General features: G+C 64.7%; 14 protein-coding genes. 4 read left to right on the top strand and 10 right to left on the bottom strand.

Translation table 11 applies throughout. The features are described from left to right. Positions 1 to 6 precede the first annotated feature (6 nt). The 8 genes from AACY13_RS13745 to metR form a co-directional block, all read right to left on the bottom strand. Positions 7 to 558 carry a DUF2231 domain-containing protein gene (locus AACY13_RS13745; protein ID WP_339462139.1) on the bottom strand — a complete coding sequence of 184 codons (552 nt, stop codon included), beginning with the start codon at positions 556 to 558 and terminating at the stop codon, positions 7 to 9. Continuing rightward, the gene (locus tag AACY13_RS13740; protein ID WP_339462138.1) at positions 555 to 1985 is read right to left on the bottom strand and encodes an ethylbenzene dehydrogenase-related protein; all 1431 of its coding nucleotides are present in this window, start codon (positions 1983 to 1985) and stop codon (positions 555 to 557) included. The genes AACY13_RS13745 and AACY13_RS13740 overlap by 4 nt, the downstream gene beginning before the upstream one ends. A 191-nt stretch (positions 1986 to 2176) precedes the next feature. After that, positions 2177 to 2605, bottom strand: a complete 429-nt coding sequence (locus AACY13_RS13735) for a hypothetical protein (protein WP_339462137.1) — start codon at positions 2603 to 2605, stop codon at positions 2177 to 2179. 19 nt (positions 2606 to 2624) lie between these two features. Next, positions 2625 to 4907, bottom strand: a complete 2283-nt coding sequence (locus AACY13_RS13730) for a heavy metal translocating P-type ATPase (protein ID WP_339462136.1) — start codon at positions 4905 to 4907, stop codon at positions 2625 to 2627. Next, complete coding sequence (locus AACY13_RS13725; protein WP_339462135.1) at positions 4904 to 5248, bottom strand: methyltransferase family protein; 345 nt, start codon at positions 5246 to 5248, stop codon at positions 4904 to 4906. Before AACY13_RS13725 ends, AACY13_RS13730 begins: the two co-directional genes overlap by 4 nt. A gap of 16 nt (positions 5249 to 5264) precedes the next feature. Then, positions 5265 to 5489, bottom strand: a complete 225-nt coding sequence (locus tag AACY13_RS13720) for a DUF2933 domain-containing protein (protein ID WP_339462134.1) — start codon at positions 5487 to 5489, stop codon at positions 5265 to 5267. A 91-nt stretch (positions 5490 to 5580) separates the two neighbouring features. Then, positions 5581 to 5955, bottom strand: coding sequence for a hypothetical protein (locus tag AACY13_RS13715; protein WP_339462133.1), 375 nt, complete (start codon positions 5953 to 5955; stop codon positions 5581 to 5583). A gap of 254 nt (positions 5956 to 6209) precedes the next feature. After that, the gene (gene metR / locus AACY13_RS13710; protein WP_339462132.1) at positions 6210 to 7127 is read right to left on the bottom strand and encodes a transcriptional regulator MetR; all 918 of its coding nucleotides are present in this window, start codon (positions 7125 to 7127) and stop codon (positions 6210 to 6212) included. A gap of 208 nt (positions 7128 to 7335) precedes the next feature. On the opposite strand from metR, the gene metE reads away from it, so the two are divergent. Together metE and AACY13_RS13700 are read left to right on the top strand one after the other, a co-directional pair. Continuing rightward, entirely contained in the window at positions 7336 to 9627 is a 2292-nt protein-coding gene (gene metE / locus AACY13_RS13705; RefSeq protein WP_339462131.1) for a 5-methyltetrahydropteroyltriglutamate--homocysteine S-methyltransferase, read from the top strand. 208 nt (positions 9628 to 9835) lie between these two features. Next, positions 9836 to 10825 carry an alpha/beta fold hydrolase gene (locus tag AACY13_RS13700; protein WP_339462130.1) on the top strand — a complete coding sequence of 330 codons (990 nt, stop codon included), beginning with the start codon at positions 9836 to 9838 and terminating at the stop codon, positions 10823 to 10825. 13 nt (positions 10826 to 10838) lie between these two features. Here AACY13_RS13700 and AACY13_RS13695 read toward each other — a convergent pair whose 3' ends face one another. Next, the gene (locus AACY13_RS13695; RefSeq protein WP_339462129.1) at positions 10839 to 11837 is read right to left on the bottom strand and encodes a GlxA family transcriptional regulator; all 999 of its coding nucleotides are present in this window, start codon (positions 11835 to 11837) and stop codon (positions 10839 to 10841) included. A 137-nt stretch (positions 11838 to 11974) separates the two neighbouring features. On the opposite strand from AACY13_RS13695, the gene AACY13_RS13690 reads away from it, so the two are divergent. Then, positions 11975 to 12805, top strand: coding sequence for an alpha/beta hydrolase family protein (locus AACY13_RS13690; protein ID WP_339462128.1), 831 nt, complete (start codon positions 11975 to 11977; stop codon positions 12803 to 12805). Between the two features lie 39 nt (positions 12806 to 12844). After that, entirely contained in the window at positions 12845 to 13639 is a 795-nt protein-coding gene (locus tag AACY13_RS13685; protein ID WP_339462127.1) for an acyl-CoA thioesterase, read from the top strand. Between the two features lie 98 nt (positions 13640 to 13737). Here the strand turns inward: AACY13_RS13685 and AACY13_RS13680 are convergent, their stop codons facing one another. Beyond that, positions 13738 to 14244 carry a DUF1993 domain-containing protein gene (locus tag AACY13_RS13680; RefSeq protein WP_339462126.1) on the bottom strand — a complete coding sequence of 169 codons (507 nt, stop codon included), beginning with the start codon at positions 14242 to 14244 and terminating at the stop codon, positions 13738 to 13740. Between the last annotated feature and the right edge of the window lie 74 nt (positions 14245 to 14318).

Below are 14318 nucleotides of genomic sequence, written 5' to 3'. Positions count from 1 at the left end.
GTCGCTTCAGCTGCTGCGGCGACGGCCCAGCATGCCCAGCAGCGCGCAGCCCAGACCGACCAGTGCCAGGAGCAGCAGCGCCCAGGTAGGCAAGTAGAAGGTGTTGTAGAGCTTCCAGCCCAATGCCGCGATCAGCTGGGAGAAGGCGGTGGGGGCACCGGCCAGGTGGCCGCCCAGGGTGCCGGTGACGGCGAACAGCCCGCTACCGAGCAGGGCGAGAAAGACCAGCGTCCAGCCTTGCTTGCCATTGAACGCCGTCTTGCCGGCGCGCCACAGCAGCGCGGCCAGTATGCTCCACACCGCCAGTGCCCAGAACGCCATCAGGATATGGTTGCGCACCATCGGGCTGTATAGGTTGGCCTGCCAGGGCCATACCAGAAAGCCGCTGACGATGGCCACCACCGCCGCGAGCAGGCTCAATAGCAGCAGCGGTAGCAGGCTGGCCTGGGCGATTTGCGCGGCTCGGCCGCGCCCCAGAACGGCCAGCAACACTAGCAGGGTGGCCAGGGCCCAGAAAGCGATGGGGAAATGCACAAGCATATGGTGTATGCCGGTCATGGGCGGTCTCCCGAGTTGCGGGTCGAGAAGGCGGGCCACAGCCCGATCAGTGCCCCCGCCAGAAGCCACAGGCCGACCAGCAGGGTCAGCCCCCACTGGCGGATGATGGCGTCATTGAATTCCATTTCCACGCCATAGTGGGCGAGTTGCTCTTCGCTATGGCGTGGGCGCACCGGTTTGCCTTCGGCAATATCGAGGCTGCCTGCGTGGGCACGGCTGTTAAGCAGCGGCCAGTTCACCTGGCCGGGGTAGAACAGGGTGGTTTCGAACCAGCTTTGCGACCAGGGTGGCTGCTCGCCGGTAAAGGCCACGGCCTGGATATCGGCCGTGCGGCCCAGCCCAAGGCTGTAGGGGTGGGAAACATAGTGCCAGCGGCTGCCGCTGGCGTTGCGATGCACGGCAAAGCCGACATCGTAGCGGCTCTGGTCGAGGAACATCTTGTCCTCCAGCGGCTGGCCGGTATCGCGCTCGCGCACCAGGGTCACGTCCCAGTAGCCCTCGGCCCAGCGCGCCTGGCCGTGCACGCGGATATCGCCGCGCGAGCCGCTGCCTTCGCGCAGCAGGTTGCGCGGTATAACATCGCCGTTCTGCCAGTTATGGTCTGGGTCGAAGGGCACGGCGAAGGACTCGGCCAGGTAGTAGATGCCATCGAAGTCGACCCGCTCGGTCTGCACCTCTTCCCAGCGCAGGGCGTGGCTGGGGCGGATATGCGCGGCGAACATCCACAGTGGCTGTTTGGCCTCGCCATCCCAGTTGCTGGTGTAGGGCCCGCGGCCGCCATCGGAGAGGCGGTGTTCGGCGACCAGCTGGTCATCCGACAGGCCCAGGGCATTGGCCCGCCCGGCGCGCCAGTGCCAGAGATCGAGAAAATATCCCGCCTGGCGCTGATCCTGCAGGGCAGCGGCATCCACCACGCTGCGCCAGTCGGCGCTGTCGTGGCGGCTGGCCGGCAGGTACTTGCGCACCTCCGACTCGCCGAGGGTCTGGCCTAGGTGCGGGTGCGCGGCCACTTCGGCCGGTTCGGCCTCATCGGTGAAGAAACGGGCATTGGCACCGACCGTGATATAGCCGCCGTAACGGCCGAACTCGGGCACGCTGCCGTCGTCCACCAGCATGGTCACGCGGTCCTCATAGGTGCCGTCGGGGTCGGGACCGGCGCGCGAGGCTCCATGGCGAATCCATTGGCCGTCGGCAAAGCGCAGCATGTCGTGGTAGACATGGGCCCGCTCGGCTGGCCAGCGGTAGCGGAAAAAGATGTGCTGCGGGTTGTACGCCACCTGAACCTGCAGGGGCATGGTCAGTGGTTCGGGGATATAGAGGTTGCGGGTGCTGTCGTTACGCAGCACCCCCGTGCCCTGGGTCAGCCAGGCCAGCCCCAGGGCCAGTGTCAGGCTCGCGAGTATCAGGGGTATCCGCCAAGTGTTCATGCTGCTGTCCCTCCGGCACGCTTTGCCAGTGGTTAGAATCGCGCCGCCCAGAACGAATCAATCGGCTTGTGCCGTTGCGGCGCAAAGCAGGATAACCGCCGAGTGGCGAGTCCCTGTGCACGATCTCCGGTCCGCCAGATGGCCCCGCTGCACGGCTGCAACGATAGGCCGTCCGGCAGGTGCAGCTGGGCTCACTGGCCGTTCGGCATGGCCTGGCTTTCCAGCATCTGCTCCATCATCTGCAGCATGTTCTGCATGTTCTGGTGCATGTCCTTCAGGCATTGCTGCTGCATGGGCGCATCCTTGGCCAGCGGGCATTGGCTCTGCTGCATGCGCTGATTCATCATGCCCATCTGCGAGCGCATGGCCTGGCGGTGTTCGTTGCGGATCTTCTGGCGTTCCTGGGGGTTGGTGGTGCCGTGCATCTGCCGCATCATCTCCTGCATCTGCGACCAGTCCATCATGCCCTTGCCTGGCCCCATTCCTTGGCCCATGGGCATGTCTTGCTGGTTCTGCGCCAGCTGCTCGGGGTGATGGGCATCCTCGGCGAAGGTCGGGGCGGCCAGCAGTGCGCCGGCGAGGGCGAGGGTGGTCAGGGCCTTGTAGGTGACGTTTTTCATGGTGTTTCTCCTGGGTGGTTTAGGGTGTCTTGCGGATAACGCTCAAGGGGGATCTCTTGAGCAGTAGGGAATTGGCGATTACCGACAGCGAACTGGCGGTCATGGCGATCACGCCGATCATCGGGTGGAGCAGGCCGACCGCGGCGATGGGGATGGCGGCGACGTTGTAGGCCGAGGCCCAGATCAGGTTCTCGACGATCTTGCGGAAGGTCAGGCGCGACAGCTGCGCGGCCTCCACCAGGCCGCCCAGGCGTCCACCGATAAGGATCACGTCGGCGGCCTCCATGGCCACGTCGGCCCCGCTGCCGATGGCGATGCCGACATTGGCCTGCTTCAGCGCCGGGGCGTCGTTGATGCCGTCGCCGACCATGGCCACCCACTGGCCGTATTCGCCCTGTAGTTGACGGATGACCTCGACCTTGCCGCTGGGCAGGACATTGGCGTGCACGCTGTCGATGCCCACCTGGGCGGCGATATGGGCGGCGGCGCGCGGGTTGTCGCCGGTCAGCATGACGGTATGGATGCCCATGTCGCGCAGTGCGGCGATGGCCGCCCGGGCGTCCTCCTTGAGCGTGTCGGCCACGGCGATCACGCCGATCAGTTGCTCGCCACTGGCGACGTAGAGCGCGGTCTTGCCCTGGTTCTCCAGGGTTTCCAGCTGGCCGGCCAGGGTGGCGGTGTCCACCCGGCAGTCCTGCATCCAGCGGGCGTTGCCGATCCGGATCAGTTGGCCATCCACCTGGCCCTGCACGCCCAGGCCGTTGAGCGCCTGGAATTCGCTCAGCGCACCCCGGGCCAGATCCAGTTCCTTGAGGCGTTCGGCCATGGCCTGGGCGATCGGGTGCTCGGAGCCGTACTCGACGCTGGCGGCCAGGCGCAGCAGTTCGTTGGCCTCACCGCCAGCGTCGGCCAGGCAGTCGGTGATCACCGGCTTGCCCAGGGTCAGGGTGCCGGTCTTGTCGAAGACCATCACCCTGATGTCCTTGAACATCTGGATGGCGCTGCCGGAGCGGTAGAGGATGCCGCGCTCGGCCCCGCGGCCGGCTCCGACCATCAGCGCGGTCGGGGTGGCCAGGCCGAGGGCGCAGGGGCAGGCGATCACCAGCACCGCGACCGCCGACAGCAGCGCCACCAGCGGTGCCGACAGCTCGGCATCGACCCAGGGCAGCCAGGCAGCGCCCCAGACCAGGATGCCGCGCAAGGATTCGCCGGCGATCAGCCAGACGGCCAGGCTCAGCAGGCTGATGACGATCACCACGGGCACGAAGCGCCCGGTCATGCGGTCGGCGAACTCCTGGATCGGCACCTTGGAGCTCTGCGCATGTTCCACCAGGTCGATCACCTGGGCGAGGAAGGTGTCCTGGCCGACCTTGGTCGCACGCACTCTGAGCAGGCCTTCCTTGTTCAGGGTCGCGCCGATCACCGGATCGCCCGGGCCCTTCTCCTTCGGCAGCGATTCGCCGGTGGCCAGGGACTCGTCGATATGGCTGTTACACTCGACCACCTCGCCGTCGCTGGGGACCTTTTCGCCGGGGCGTACCAGCATCAGGTCGCCGACCACCACCGCCTCGATCGGCACCTGCACCTCGACGCCCTCGCGCAGCAGCACCGCACTCTTGGCCCCCAGCTCGAGCATCTTGCGAATCGCCTGGGAGGTACGACCCTTGGCGCGGGCCTCCAGGTAACGGCCGATGAGGTGAAAGGTGGTGATGGTGGCGGCCATCTCGACGAAGGAGGTCATGGGGTAGAAGAACCCCACCAGGCCGATAAAGTAGGGCGGCAGGCTGCCCAGGCTGATCAGTACATCCATGTTGGCGGTGCGGTTGCGCAGCGCCTTCCAGGCCGACACATGGGTGCTGGCCCCGGCGATAAACACCGGGATGGCGGCGAGCGCCACCACGATGGCCAGGTAGCCGGGCACCGCTACGCCGGCCATGGGCAAGGCCATCAACAGCATGATCAGGGTCGTGGGTACGCCGGCGACCCACATGCGCCGCCAGGCGTCGCGCAGGTACTGCTCTTCCTCTTCGGCCCCTGTGGGTTCGCCTGCGGTGCTGGCCAGCACCGCCTTGGCCACCTGATAGCCGGCCTGTTCCACGGCCTGCTTGAGCGCATTCAGGTCGGTCTGGCCGGCATCGAATTCGATGCGCACCTTGTGGCTGGCGATGCTGGTACTCAGCCCGGCGATACCCGGCAGGCGCTTGAGCGACTGGCTGACCAGACCGGCGCAGTGGTCGCTGCCCATGCCGGGCACTATGAGTACCGCGCTTTGCCGCTTGAGTCCGGGTTCGACTGCGTTCATGGCTGCTGCTCCTTGCCGACAGAGGGGGTGCCCAGATGCGGGAAAAAGGCTGGTGCCCGGGCGCTGTAGGCGTGCCAGCGGCCAGCGAAGCTGGCTTCGGCCCAGCGCTCTTCCTGGCGCGCCAGGTGCACGTACATCAGCACCAGCACCGGGAACATCAGCAGGGTCAGCAAGGTGGGCCACTGCAGCAGAAAGCCCAGCATGATCAGCACGACGGCCGCGAAGGTAGGCCAGTCCCGTGGGCTGCTGGGCTTGAAGAAGTTGAAGGCGAAGATGATGAACATCAGCGAGTTGACGATCACCAGGCCCCAGAGGCCATAGGCCGAGGCTGTCTGTTGCATATGCTGTGCCTCCCGGTCAGTGGTGGTCGTGGGGGCCGTCTTTGTCCCGACCATGGCCGCGACGCATAAACAGATGCAGCAATGGGCAGAGCAGCAGGATCAGGTAGGGCAGAATCCCGAGTAGATGGGCCTGGTGCTCTTCCCAGAGGAGAAACAGGGCGATGGCGGCGAAGACCGCCAGTGCCGGCCAGAAACGCCAGGGGTTGTTGGCTGCTGAGGCGCGATGAGGGGTATGGGACATGAGGCACTCTCCAAAAACCGGGGAATGCAGCGCTATGCACGGCGTGGGGCCGGTGCAGTGCGGCTGCGGGTTATAGCGGGGGAGAGTGGCGCTACTCGTTATAGCGATGCAGCCGCTTGCGAATGGGCGCGGGTAGGCCGGGACAGAATAACGGGACGACCTGCACGCTGCCGATGCGCCGCAGCAGGTCGCTGAGCAGGCCAAGGCGGCCGGCCAGGGCGAACAGGGCGGTCAATCCCAGGAGCGTGAGCAGTTGCTGGTTGAGCGGCGCGTTTTGCACGGCGCTGCAGGTTTCCGTTGCGCCCTGATCCTGGGCGCTATGCTCGTGGCTGCCGTAGGTGGCAATCCCGGCATCGTCGTGGGCGTGAGCGCTGGCGACCTGAATATGGGCAAAGGAACAGGCGATAAGCAGCACGCACCAGAGCGCCAGCAGATGTCTGCTGAGTGCTCTGTGGCGGCTGCGCATCGCCTGGATCATGGGATTCGGTTTCCGCGTCTGTTTGGCTGTTGTCACTTTGATTAAAGCGCAGGGGCGCTCCGGCGCAATTGATCCAGATCATGGCTGTAGCGAGCGTTTTTTACCCAGGGCGCGCCGGCATCCGAGCCAGAGAGGGGATGCCTGCGCACCGGCGTGGCCGCGATCTTTGCGATGGGCATTATGCCAATGCACGGCGGCGGCCGCTGGTGCGCGCGGCGCACCCTAGGGGGTGGTGTGGCCCTTTAGCGCGCCACACTGACCCCTTCCAGATTGGCGAAGGAGGTGTCCTTGGCGGTGAGCAGGAAGTCGCGCATGAACGGCGAGTCGAGCATGTCGCTGCGGATGCCGGCATACAGGGTGGCGAACAGGCCCTTGTCGCCCAGGCGTTTGGCCGTGACATAACCGCGCGAGCTGTATTCGTGCAGCGCCCAGTTGGGCAGGCCGCAGACGCCGCGACCGCTGGCCACCAGTTGCATCATCATCACCGTCAGCTCCGAGGTGCGTACCTGGGCCGGCTCGACGTCGGCGGGTTCGAGGAAGCGGGTGAAGATGTCCAGGCGGTCGCGCTCCACCGGGTAGGTGATCAGAGTTTCCGTGGCAAGGTCTTCGGGCTGGATAAACGGCTTGCTGGCCAACGGGTGCTGGTTGGCCACCGCGAGCATCGCCTCGTAGGTGAACAGCGGCACATAGGTGATCCCGGCCAGCTCCAGCGGGTCCGAGGTCACCACCAGGTCCAGGTCGCCACGGGCCAGGGCCGGCAGCGGGGCGAAGGAGAAGCCCGAGGCCAGGTCCAGCTCCACCTCCGGCCAGGCGTCGCGGAACTGGTCGATGGTCGGCATCAGCCACTGGAAGCAGCTGTGGCACTCGATGGCCATATGCAGACGTCCGGCGGTGCCGCCGGCCAGGCGCGCCAGGTCGCGTTCGGCACTGCGCAGCAGGGGCAGCACCGCATCGGTCAGCTGCAGCAGGCGCAGGCCGGCGCTGGTAAAGCGCACCGGCTTGGTCTTGCGCACGAACAGCGGCATGCCCAGGCGTTCCTCCAGCTCCTTGAACTGGTGCGACAGCGCCGACTGGGTCAGGTGCAGACGCTCGGCGGCGTCCACCAGGCTTTCACTTTCGCGCAGGGCGTGCAGGGTTTTCAAGTGGCGGAGTTCGAGCATGGGGGGCCTCGGGGTAGGGTGGATCGGGGCGCGTAGATGACGCTTCACCCATCCACCATTGAGGTGTCTGTTCAAGTGGTGGATGAAAACAACGTCATCCACCCTACATGAGTAGAACTATAGATCAAGACGAATATGTTGAGTTTGTCTCACGAAGCGGGGTTGTTGAGAATGTCCCCCATCTTGTTGATCTATGGAGCGTTACGACATGGCCCTGGCCCATTCCCTTGGTTTCCCCCGCATCGGTGGCGACCGCGAATTGAAAAAAGCCCTGGAGGCCCACTGGAAGGGCGAACTGGACGAAGCCGGCCTGCGTGCCGTCGGCCGCGAGTTGCGCGCCACCCACTGGCAGTTGCAGAAGGACGCCGGCATCGAGTTGCTGCCGGTCGGTGATTTCGCCTGGTACGACCAGGTGCTGAGCCACTCGCTGACCTTCGGCGTGATCCCCGAGCGCTTCCGCCCGGCAGACGGCAAACCGACCCTGGATACTCTGTTTGGCATGGCGCGCGGCGTCAGCCAGAACGCCTGTTGCGGTGGTGCCCACGCCCAAGAGATGACCAAGTGGTTTGATACCAACTACCACTACCTGGTGCCGGAGTTCACCGCCGATCAGCAGTTCCAGCTGAGCTGGGAGCAATTGTTTGACGAGGTAGAGGAAGCCCAGGCCCTGGGCCACAAGGTCAAACCGGTGCTGATCGGCCCGCTGACCTATCTGTGGCTGGGCAAGGCCAAGGGCAGCGATTTTGACCGGCTTGAACTGCTGGAGCGTCTGCTGCCGGTCTACGGCGAAATCCTCCAGCGCCTGGCCGCCCAGGGTGTGGAGTGGGTGCAGATCGATGAGCCGATTCTGGTGCTGGATTTGCCGCAAGACTGGAAAAATGCCTTCGAGCGCGCCTACAACCTGTTGCAGCGTGAGCCGGGCAAGAAGCTGATCGCCACCTATTTCGCCGGCCTTGAAGACAACCTCGGTCTGGCCGCCAGCCTGCCGGTGGATGGTCTGCATATCGACCTGGTGCGCGCTCCGGAGCAGTTCCCGAGCATCCTTGATCGCTTGCCGGCCTACAAGGTGCTGTCGTTGGGCGTAGTTAACGGCCGCAATGTCTGGCGCACGGATCTGCACCAGGCCCTGGATATCCTGCAACAGGCCCAGGAGCGGCTGGGCGAGCGCCTGTGGGTGGCACCGAGTTGCTCGCTGCTGCACAGCCCGGTGGATCTGAATCGTGAAGACACACTGGATGATGAGCTGAAAAGCTGGCTGGCCTTCGCCGTACAGAAGTGCGAGGAAGTCGCGTTGCTGACGACGGCCCTGAATGACCCGCAGAACGTCCAGGTGCAGGCCGCACTGGCGGAAAGCCGCGCCGTGCAGGCCAGTCGCGCGCAGTCGCCACGTATCCACAAACCGGCCGTGCAGGCGCGTCTGGCGGCCATTAGCGCCGCCGACAGCCAGCGACAGTCGCCGTTTGCCACGCGTATCGAACAGCAACGTTCACGTCTGCAGTTGCCGGCGTTCCCGACCACTACCATTGGCTCGTTCCCGCAGACCGCCTCGATCCGTCTGGCGCGCCAGTCATTCAAGGCCGGCAAACTGTCAGTGGGTGACTACACAGAGGCCATGCACAGCGAGATTCGCCACGCCGTCGAAGTGCAGGAAAACCTCGGCCTGGATGTGCTGGTGCACGGTGAGGCCGAGCGCAATGACATGGTCGAGTACTTCGCCGAGCAACTGGACGGCTACGCCTTTACTCGCTTCGGTTGGGTGCAGAGCTATGGCTCGCGCTGCGTCAAGCCAGCGCTGATCTATGGCGACCTGAGCCGGCCCAAGGCCATGACGGTGGAGTGGATCAAGTACGCCCAGAGTCTCACTCGCAAGGTGATGAAGGGCATGCTGACGGGGCCTGTGACCATGCTGATGTGGTCCTTCTCGCGCGAGGATGTCAGCCGCGAGGTGCAGGCGCGCCAGCTGGCCCTGGCCATCCGCGACGAGGTGCAGGATTTGGAAGCGGTCGGGATCAAGATCGTGCAGATCGATGAAGCGGCGTTCCGCGAAGGCCTGCCGCTGCGTCAGGCGCAATGGCCGGGTTATCTGGATTGGGCCACCGAGGCCTTCCGTCTGTGCGCCTCGGGTGTGCGCGATGAAACCCAGATCCACACCCATATGTGCTACAGCGAGTTCAACGACGTGATCGATTCCATCGCCGCCATGGACGCCGATGTGATCACCATCGAGACCTCGCGCTCGGACATGGAACTGCTTGAGGCCTTCGAGGCGTTCGATTACCCCAACGACATCGGCCCCGGGGTCTACGACATCCACTCGCCGCGGGTGCCGGACAGTGCCGAGATGGTGGGGTTGCTGCGCAAGGCGGCGCGGCGGATTCCCGTCGAACGCCTGTGGGTCAACCCCGACTGCGGCCTGAAGACCCGCGCCTGGCCCGAGACCGAGGCGGCGCTGGTCAATATGGTCGCCGCCGCCCGCCAGCTGCGTAGCGAACTGGCCTGATCTGCGTTCTGTCGCGGCTAAAGCCCCTCCCACGGCTCTGACCAGCGGTGGAAGGGGCCTGCGGCCGCCGTTTTAAGTGGCACCTCTGGTGTGGCTACAAGGAGACCGCTCGTCCCCCTTCATCAAACTGTCATGCTTGTGTGGCAGCGCGCTCGAGCGAATGTCAGCAAACTCGCGTCTCAATGGGGTTCTGCGTTCTGGTGTTTGCATGCGTGTTCTTGTGTTCCTGGTTGCACTGCTGTGCGGCCTGCCTTCCTTTGCGGCGAATCGTTGTGCTCTCCAGCAGCCAAGCGGGCAGGTTGCGCTGGGCGAGGTGCGTCTGGCCTACCAGGCCATCGGCCGCGAGCGCGACCCGGCGCTGCTGCTGATCATGGGCCTGGGCGGCCAGCTGATCCACTGGCCGGACGAGGTGGTGGTGCGCCTGTGCCAGCAAGGCTTCCGGGTGATCCGCTTCGATAACCGCGACGTCGGTCTGAGCAGCTGGAACCAGGCCGCGCCCTCGGTCAACCTGTCCTATGAGGCGCTGCGTTATCGCCTCGGGCTGTCGGTTGCCGCCCCCTACAGCCTGCGCGATATGGCCGGGGATGCCCTGGGCCTGATGGATGGCCTGGGTATCCGACGCTTCCATGTGCTGGGCGCGAGCATGGGCGGGATGATTGCCCAGCACCTGGCCGCCCTGGCCCCGCAGCGGGTGCAGAGCCTGACCCTGATCATGACCAGCTCCGGTGCCCAGGGCCTGCCTGCCCCCAGCGCGGCCCTGCTGACGCTGCTGGCCAAGCGCGAGGCGACCAATCGCGCGCTGGCCCTGGAGCAACAGGCCGACCTGCTGGCGGCCCTGGGTAGCCCGACGGTGAGCGACGACCGCGAACTGTTGCTGGAGCAGGCACGGATCGCCTACGACCGGGCATTCAACCCGGAGGGGGTGCAGCGGCAATTGCTGGCGATTCTGGCCGAGGCGAGTCGGGTCGAACTGCTCAATGGCCTGCGCGTACCGACCCTGGTGGTGCACGGCACCGCCGACCCGCTGTTGCCGGCGATGCACGGCGTGCATGTGGCGGCGCATATCAAGGGCAGCGAGCTGAGGCTGATCCCGGGCCTGGCCCATCGTTTTCAGGAGGCCTTCAAGGAACCCCTGCTGGCGGCGGTACTGCCGCACCTGCAGGCCCATCGCGAGGACGGGCAGTGGGCGCGGCTGTAACGGCTGGCTGGGTTCACTGGCGCAGGCTGGCAAAGCGTTTGCGATAAGCACTGGGGGCTAAGCCGACTCTTTGTTTGAACAGGCGGCGGAAAGAGTTGCCATCTTCGTAGCCCACTTGCAGGGTGATCTGGTCAAAGGCGGCCTGGCTGCTTTCCAGCAGGAGCTTGGCTTTTTCGATGCGCAGTTCCTGCAGGTATTGCATGGGCGTTTGCTCGGTGGCGTCCTTGAAGCGGCGTATCAGGTTACGCATGCTCAGACCAAAGCCTTCGGCCACCTGCTCCAGCAGGATCGGGCTGCTCAGGTGGTTCTCCAGCCAGATCTGAATCCTGAGAATCTCGGCGTCTGTATGGCTCTTCTTGAAGGTGGTGCTGGCGTAGGGCGTCTGGCTGCGGGCGACCGCATCCACCAGCAGCTTTTTGGCGCATTCGGCGGCCAGTTGCGGTGAGGCGAACTTGCGGATCAGGTGCAGCAACAGGTCGCTGCTGCTGGTGGAGCCGCCTGAGCACAGCAGTTGGCCGTCATCGGTCACTGTGCGTTCGGGGTGCAGCCTGACCTGGGGAAAGCGCCTGGCGAACTGTTCGCTAAAGGCCCAGTGGGTGGTGGCACTGCGACCGTCGAGCAAGCCGGCCTGGGCGGTGACAAAGGCCCCGGTGCACAGGCTGGCGATATAGCTGCCCTGCTGATGCTGCTGGCGCAACCACTCGATCATGCCGCTCAGCTGCGGCAGCACGCCAAGAATATTGAACATAAAGCCCGGCACCACGATCAGTTCGGTGCTGTGGATATCCGCCGCGGCAAGGTCTGGTGTCAGGCGTAATCCGCCAGTGCAAGCCACTGCTTGGCCATCCATCGATGCTGTTTGTAGGCGAAACAGCGGCGCGCCGTTGGCTTGCTGCCGCGCGTGCTTATCAAGCGAGTAATGGTGGAGCACGTTGGCGGTCTCGAAGAACTCCAGGGCAGCGGCCACGCTGGTGGAAGAACACTGATTCGCCATTAACAGGGTGACATTCATTTCAGGGGGCGCTCCGGGTCTTTCCTGCGTCGCGAAACTCGCATGTTATTTGGCATTTCTCGCCATGGTTGCCGCTCAGGCGGCTGGGTAGCCTGTGTGTCCGGCACGATAGCAAATAATTCGAGGGAGTTACCTGCATGAAGCACGCGGCATACCGGCTGTTCAAGAAACCCTTCTTCGGGCGTTTTGTTCGTCCCTGGCGTTGGCCGGCAGAGGCTGCGCCGGAGCAGTGGCAGCCATTGCGGGTCTCAAGCGGTTCCGGGGCGACGCTCAGTGCGCTGTTGGCCAAGGCTCATGGTGAACACGTCAAGGGCGCGGTGCTGATGTGTCATCCAATGGGCGTAGTGGCCAAAGGTTTTTGGATGAAACATGGTCACGCTGAATTGCTGCGTCAGGCCGGCTACCACGTGATGCTGTTTGACCTGAATGGGTTTGGCGAAAGCAGCTCCAGCACCATGGACTTTCATCTGGATGTGCTGGCGGTTGGCCAAGCTCTGCAGGCTGAATACCCGCATTTGCCGGTGGCGGTGCTGGGTGCGTCCATGGGCGCAGCCATGAGCCTGTGCGCCATGACCGATGCGGCGCATCCCTTCAAGGCGGCGGTACTGGAGGCCGCTTTCCCGACTTTGCTGCATTTCTGGTCGCGCTACCCCATTCCCCGTTTGGGCATCCTGCTGTCCAGGCTGGTCTATCCCGCAGGGGAGCGGCGCTTGCGCCCCCTGCATGCCGCCGAACATCTGCGCGGCAGCCCGGCGCTGCTGCTGATCTATGGCGAGGCCGATGTCTTTACCCCGGTACGTGACGGCCAGTTGCTCTGGCAGGCGCTGCGCAGGCGGACCTCGACGCACTTCTGGCAGGTGCCGCAGGCGCAGCATACCCACGCCTACGCCGCCGAGCCCGAGGCTTATGCGCAGCAGGTGATTGGTTTTCTCGATGAGCAATTGGCTGGCCAGCAGCCGCTGGTATGAGGCCGGGCTGCACTTGAACAATGGAGTGGAGGTGTTCCTATGGATTTCAACGATGTGATGGTGGCGGTACGCGATAGCGCCGGGCAGAGCCTGGATATTCCGGAAAAATGGGGGCAGGGGCGGGCGACCTTCGGCGGGCTGGTGGCGGCAGTGATGCTGCAGAGGGTAGAGGTCGAAATCGGCATCCAGCGGCCACTGCGTTCGCTGTCGCTGTCCTTCGTCGCTCCGGTGGCACCCGGGCCGCTGGAGATGCAAGTGCGCCTGCTGCGCGAAGGCAAGGCGGCGATCCAGGTGCAGGCTACGGCTATCCAGCATGAACAGGTATGCGCGGTGATGTTGGCCAGCTTCGGCAGTGATCGCGAATCCGTGGTGCAGGTGGAGCACGCCGCAGCGCCGACCTATCTCGGGCCGGATGAGGTGCAGGCCTTCCCCTTTATCTCCGGCCTGACGCCGGATTTCACCCAGTATTTCGACTACCGCTACACCCTGGGCAAGATGCCCTTTATGGGTGCGCAGCAGCACGAAATGGGCGGTTGGATCCGTCTGCGCGAGGCCTCGTCGGCAAGGGTTTGCCCGGCCACACTGCTGGCCCTGATGGACGCCTGGCCACCGGCGGTGTTCAGCCTGTTGAAGAAACCCGCCAGCGGTAGCTCACTTACCTGGACCTTGAGCGTTGTGCAGGTGCCGCAGGACTGCAGCGGCAACGACTGGTGGCAATACCGGGCGGCGATTCAAAGTTCGGCCAACGGTTACAGCCATATCGACGCGACCCTGTGGGACAGGCAGGGGCGGGCCTGTGTGCTGAGTCGGCAGACGGTCAGTGTGTTTGCCTAAGAGCCTGTTCACGATCTGCTACCACAGGCGCTTACTAACGGAGCGTCCTGTATGGCTCTTGCGAAGAGATCGCGAGCAGACTCTAAGGTGGGCCGTGCTCAGCGGGTGCCGAGGAAGTCGCGCTTGCCGATGGCCACGCCGTTATGGCGCAGGATGGCGTAGGCGGTGGTGAGGTGGAAGTAGAAGTTCGGCAGCACGTGGTCGAGCAGGAAGGCCTGGCCCTGGAAGTGGGTTTCCTTGTCGCGGCGCTTGAGGGTGACGGTGCGTGCTGCGCTGCCGTCGAGCTGTGCGGCGCTCAGGCTGTTGAGGAAGGTCAGGGTCTTGGCGATGCGCGCCTGCAGTTCGGCGAAGCTGGTTTCGTCGTCGGCCATGCTCGGTGCTTCAACTTCGGCCAATAGGGCGGTGCCGGCCTTGGCTCCGTCGCAGGCGATCTGCACCTGGCGGCTGAGGGGGAACATATCGGGTGCCAGGCGGGCGTTGAGGAATACGCTCTGCTCGATCTTCTTGTCTTCGGCGTGGGCCGCGGCGATGCCGAGGATGGTCGAGAGGTTGTTGAGCTGGCGGGTAAACACCGGGATGGACGCTTGGTACATGGACAGGGACATAAGAATCTCCAGATGCGCCGAAACGGATTGCCCGGGCGCGATTGCGTAGTAGGGGAGTGCACCGCCGCAGTCGG

Source organism: Pseudomonas sp. EA_105y_Pfl2_R69 (assembly GCF_963970915.1).
Lineage (GTDB): Bacteria > Pseudomonadota > Gammaproteobacteria > Pseudomonadales > Pseudomonadaceae > Aquipseudomonas.
Note: the sequence above shows the minus strand (reverse complement) of the source record. Positions and strands in the feature narration are given on the sequence as shown.

Bases quoted from the DNA above. Each gene is read 5' to 3' on its own strand.
- AACY13_RS13735 (WP_339462137.1), bottom strand. From the start codon at position 2,605: ATGAAAAACGTCACCTACAAGGCCCTGACCACCCTCGCCCTCGCCGGC.
- AACY13_RS13725 (WP_339462135.1), bottom strand. From the start codon at position 5,248: ATGCAACAGACAGCCTCGGCCTATGGCCTCTGGGGCCTGGTGATCGTC.
- AACY13_RS13690 (WP_339462128.1), top strand. From the start codon at position 11,975: ATGAAGCACGCGGCATACCGGCTGTTCAAGAAACCCTTCTTCGGGCGT.
- metR (WP_339462132.1), bottom strand. From the start codon at position 7,127: ATGCTCGAACTCCGCCACTTGAAAACCCTGCACGCCCTGCGCGAAAGT.
- AACY13_RS13730 (WP_339462136.1), bottom strand. From the start codon at position 4,907: ATGAACGCAGTCGAACCCGGACTCAAGCGGCAAAGCGCGGTACTCATA.
- AACY13_RS13685 (WP_339462127.1), top strand. From the start codon at position 12,845: ATGGATTTCAACGATGTGATGGTGGCGGTACGCGATAGCGCCGGGCAG.
- metE (WP_339462131.1), top strand. From the start codon at position 7,336: ATGGCCCTGGCCCATTCCCTTGGTTTCCCCCGCATCGGTGGCGACCGC.
- AACY13_RS13715 (WP_339462133.1), bottom strand. From the start codon at position 5,955: ATGCGCAGCCGCCACAGAGCACTCAGCAGACATCTGCTGGCGCTCTGG.
- AACY13_RS13700 (WP_339462130.1), top strand. From the start codon at position 9,836: ATGCGTGTTCTTGTGTTCCTGGTTGCACTGCTGTGCGGCCTGCCTTCC.
- AACY13_RS13740 (WP_339462138.1), bottom strand. From the start codon at position 1,985: ATGAACACTTGGCGGATACCCCTGATACTCGCGAGCCTGACACTGGCC.
- AACY13_RS13745 (WP_339462139.1), bottom strand. From the start codon at position 558: ATGACCGGCATACACCATATGCTTGTGCATTTCCCCATCGCTTTCTGG.
- AACY13_RS13680 (WP_339462126.1), bottom strand. From the start codon at position 14,244: ATGTCCCTGTCCATGTACCAAGCGTCCATCCCGGTGTTTACCCGCCAG.
- AACY13_RS13720 (WP_339462134.1), bottom strand. From the start codon at position 5,489: ATGTCCCATACCCCTCATCGCGCCTCAGCAGCCAACAACCCCTGGCGT.
- AACY13_RS13695 (WP_339462129.1), bottom strand. From the start codon at position 11,837: ATGAATGTCACCCTGTTAATGGCGAATCAGTGTTCTTCCACCAGCGTG.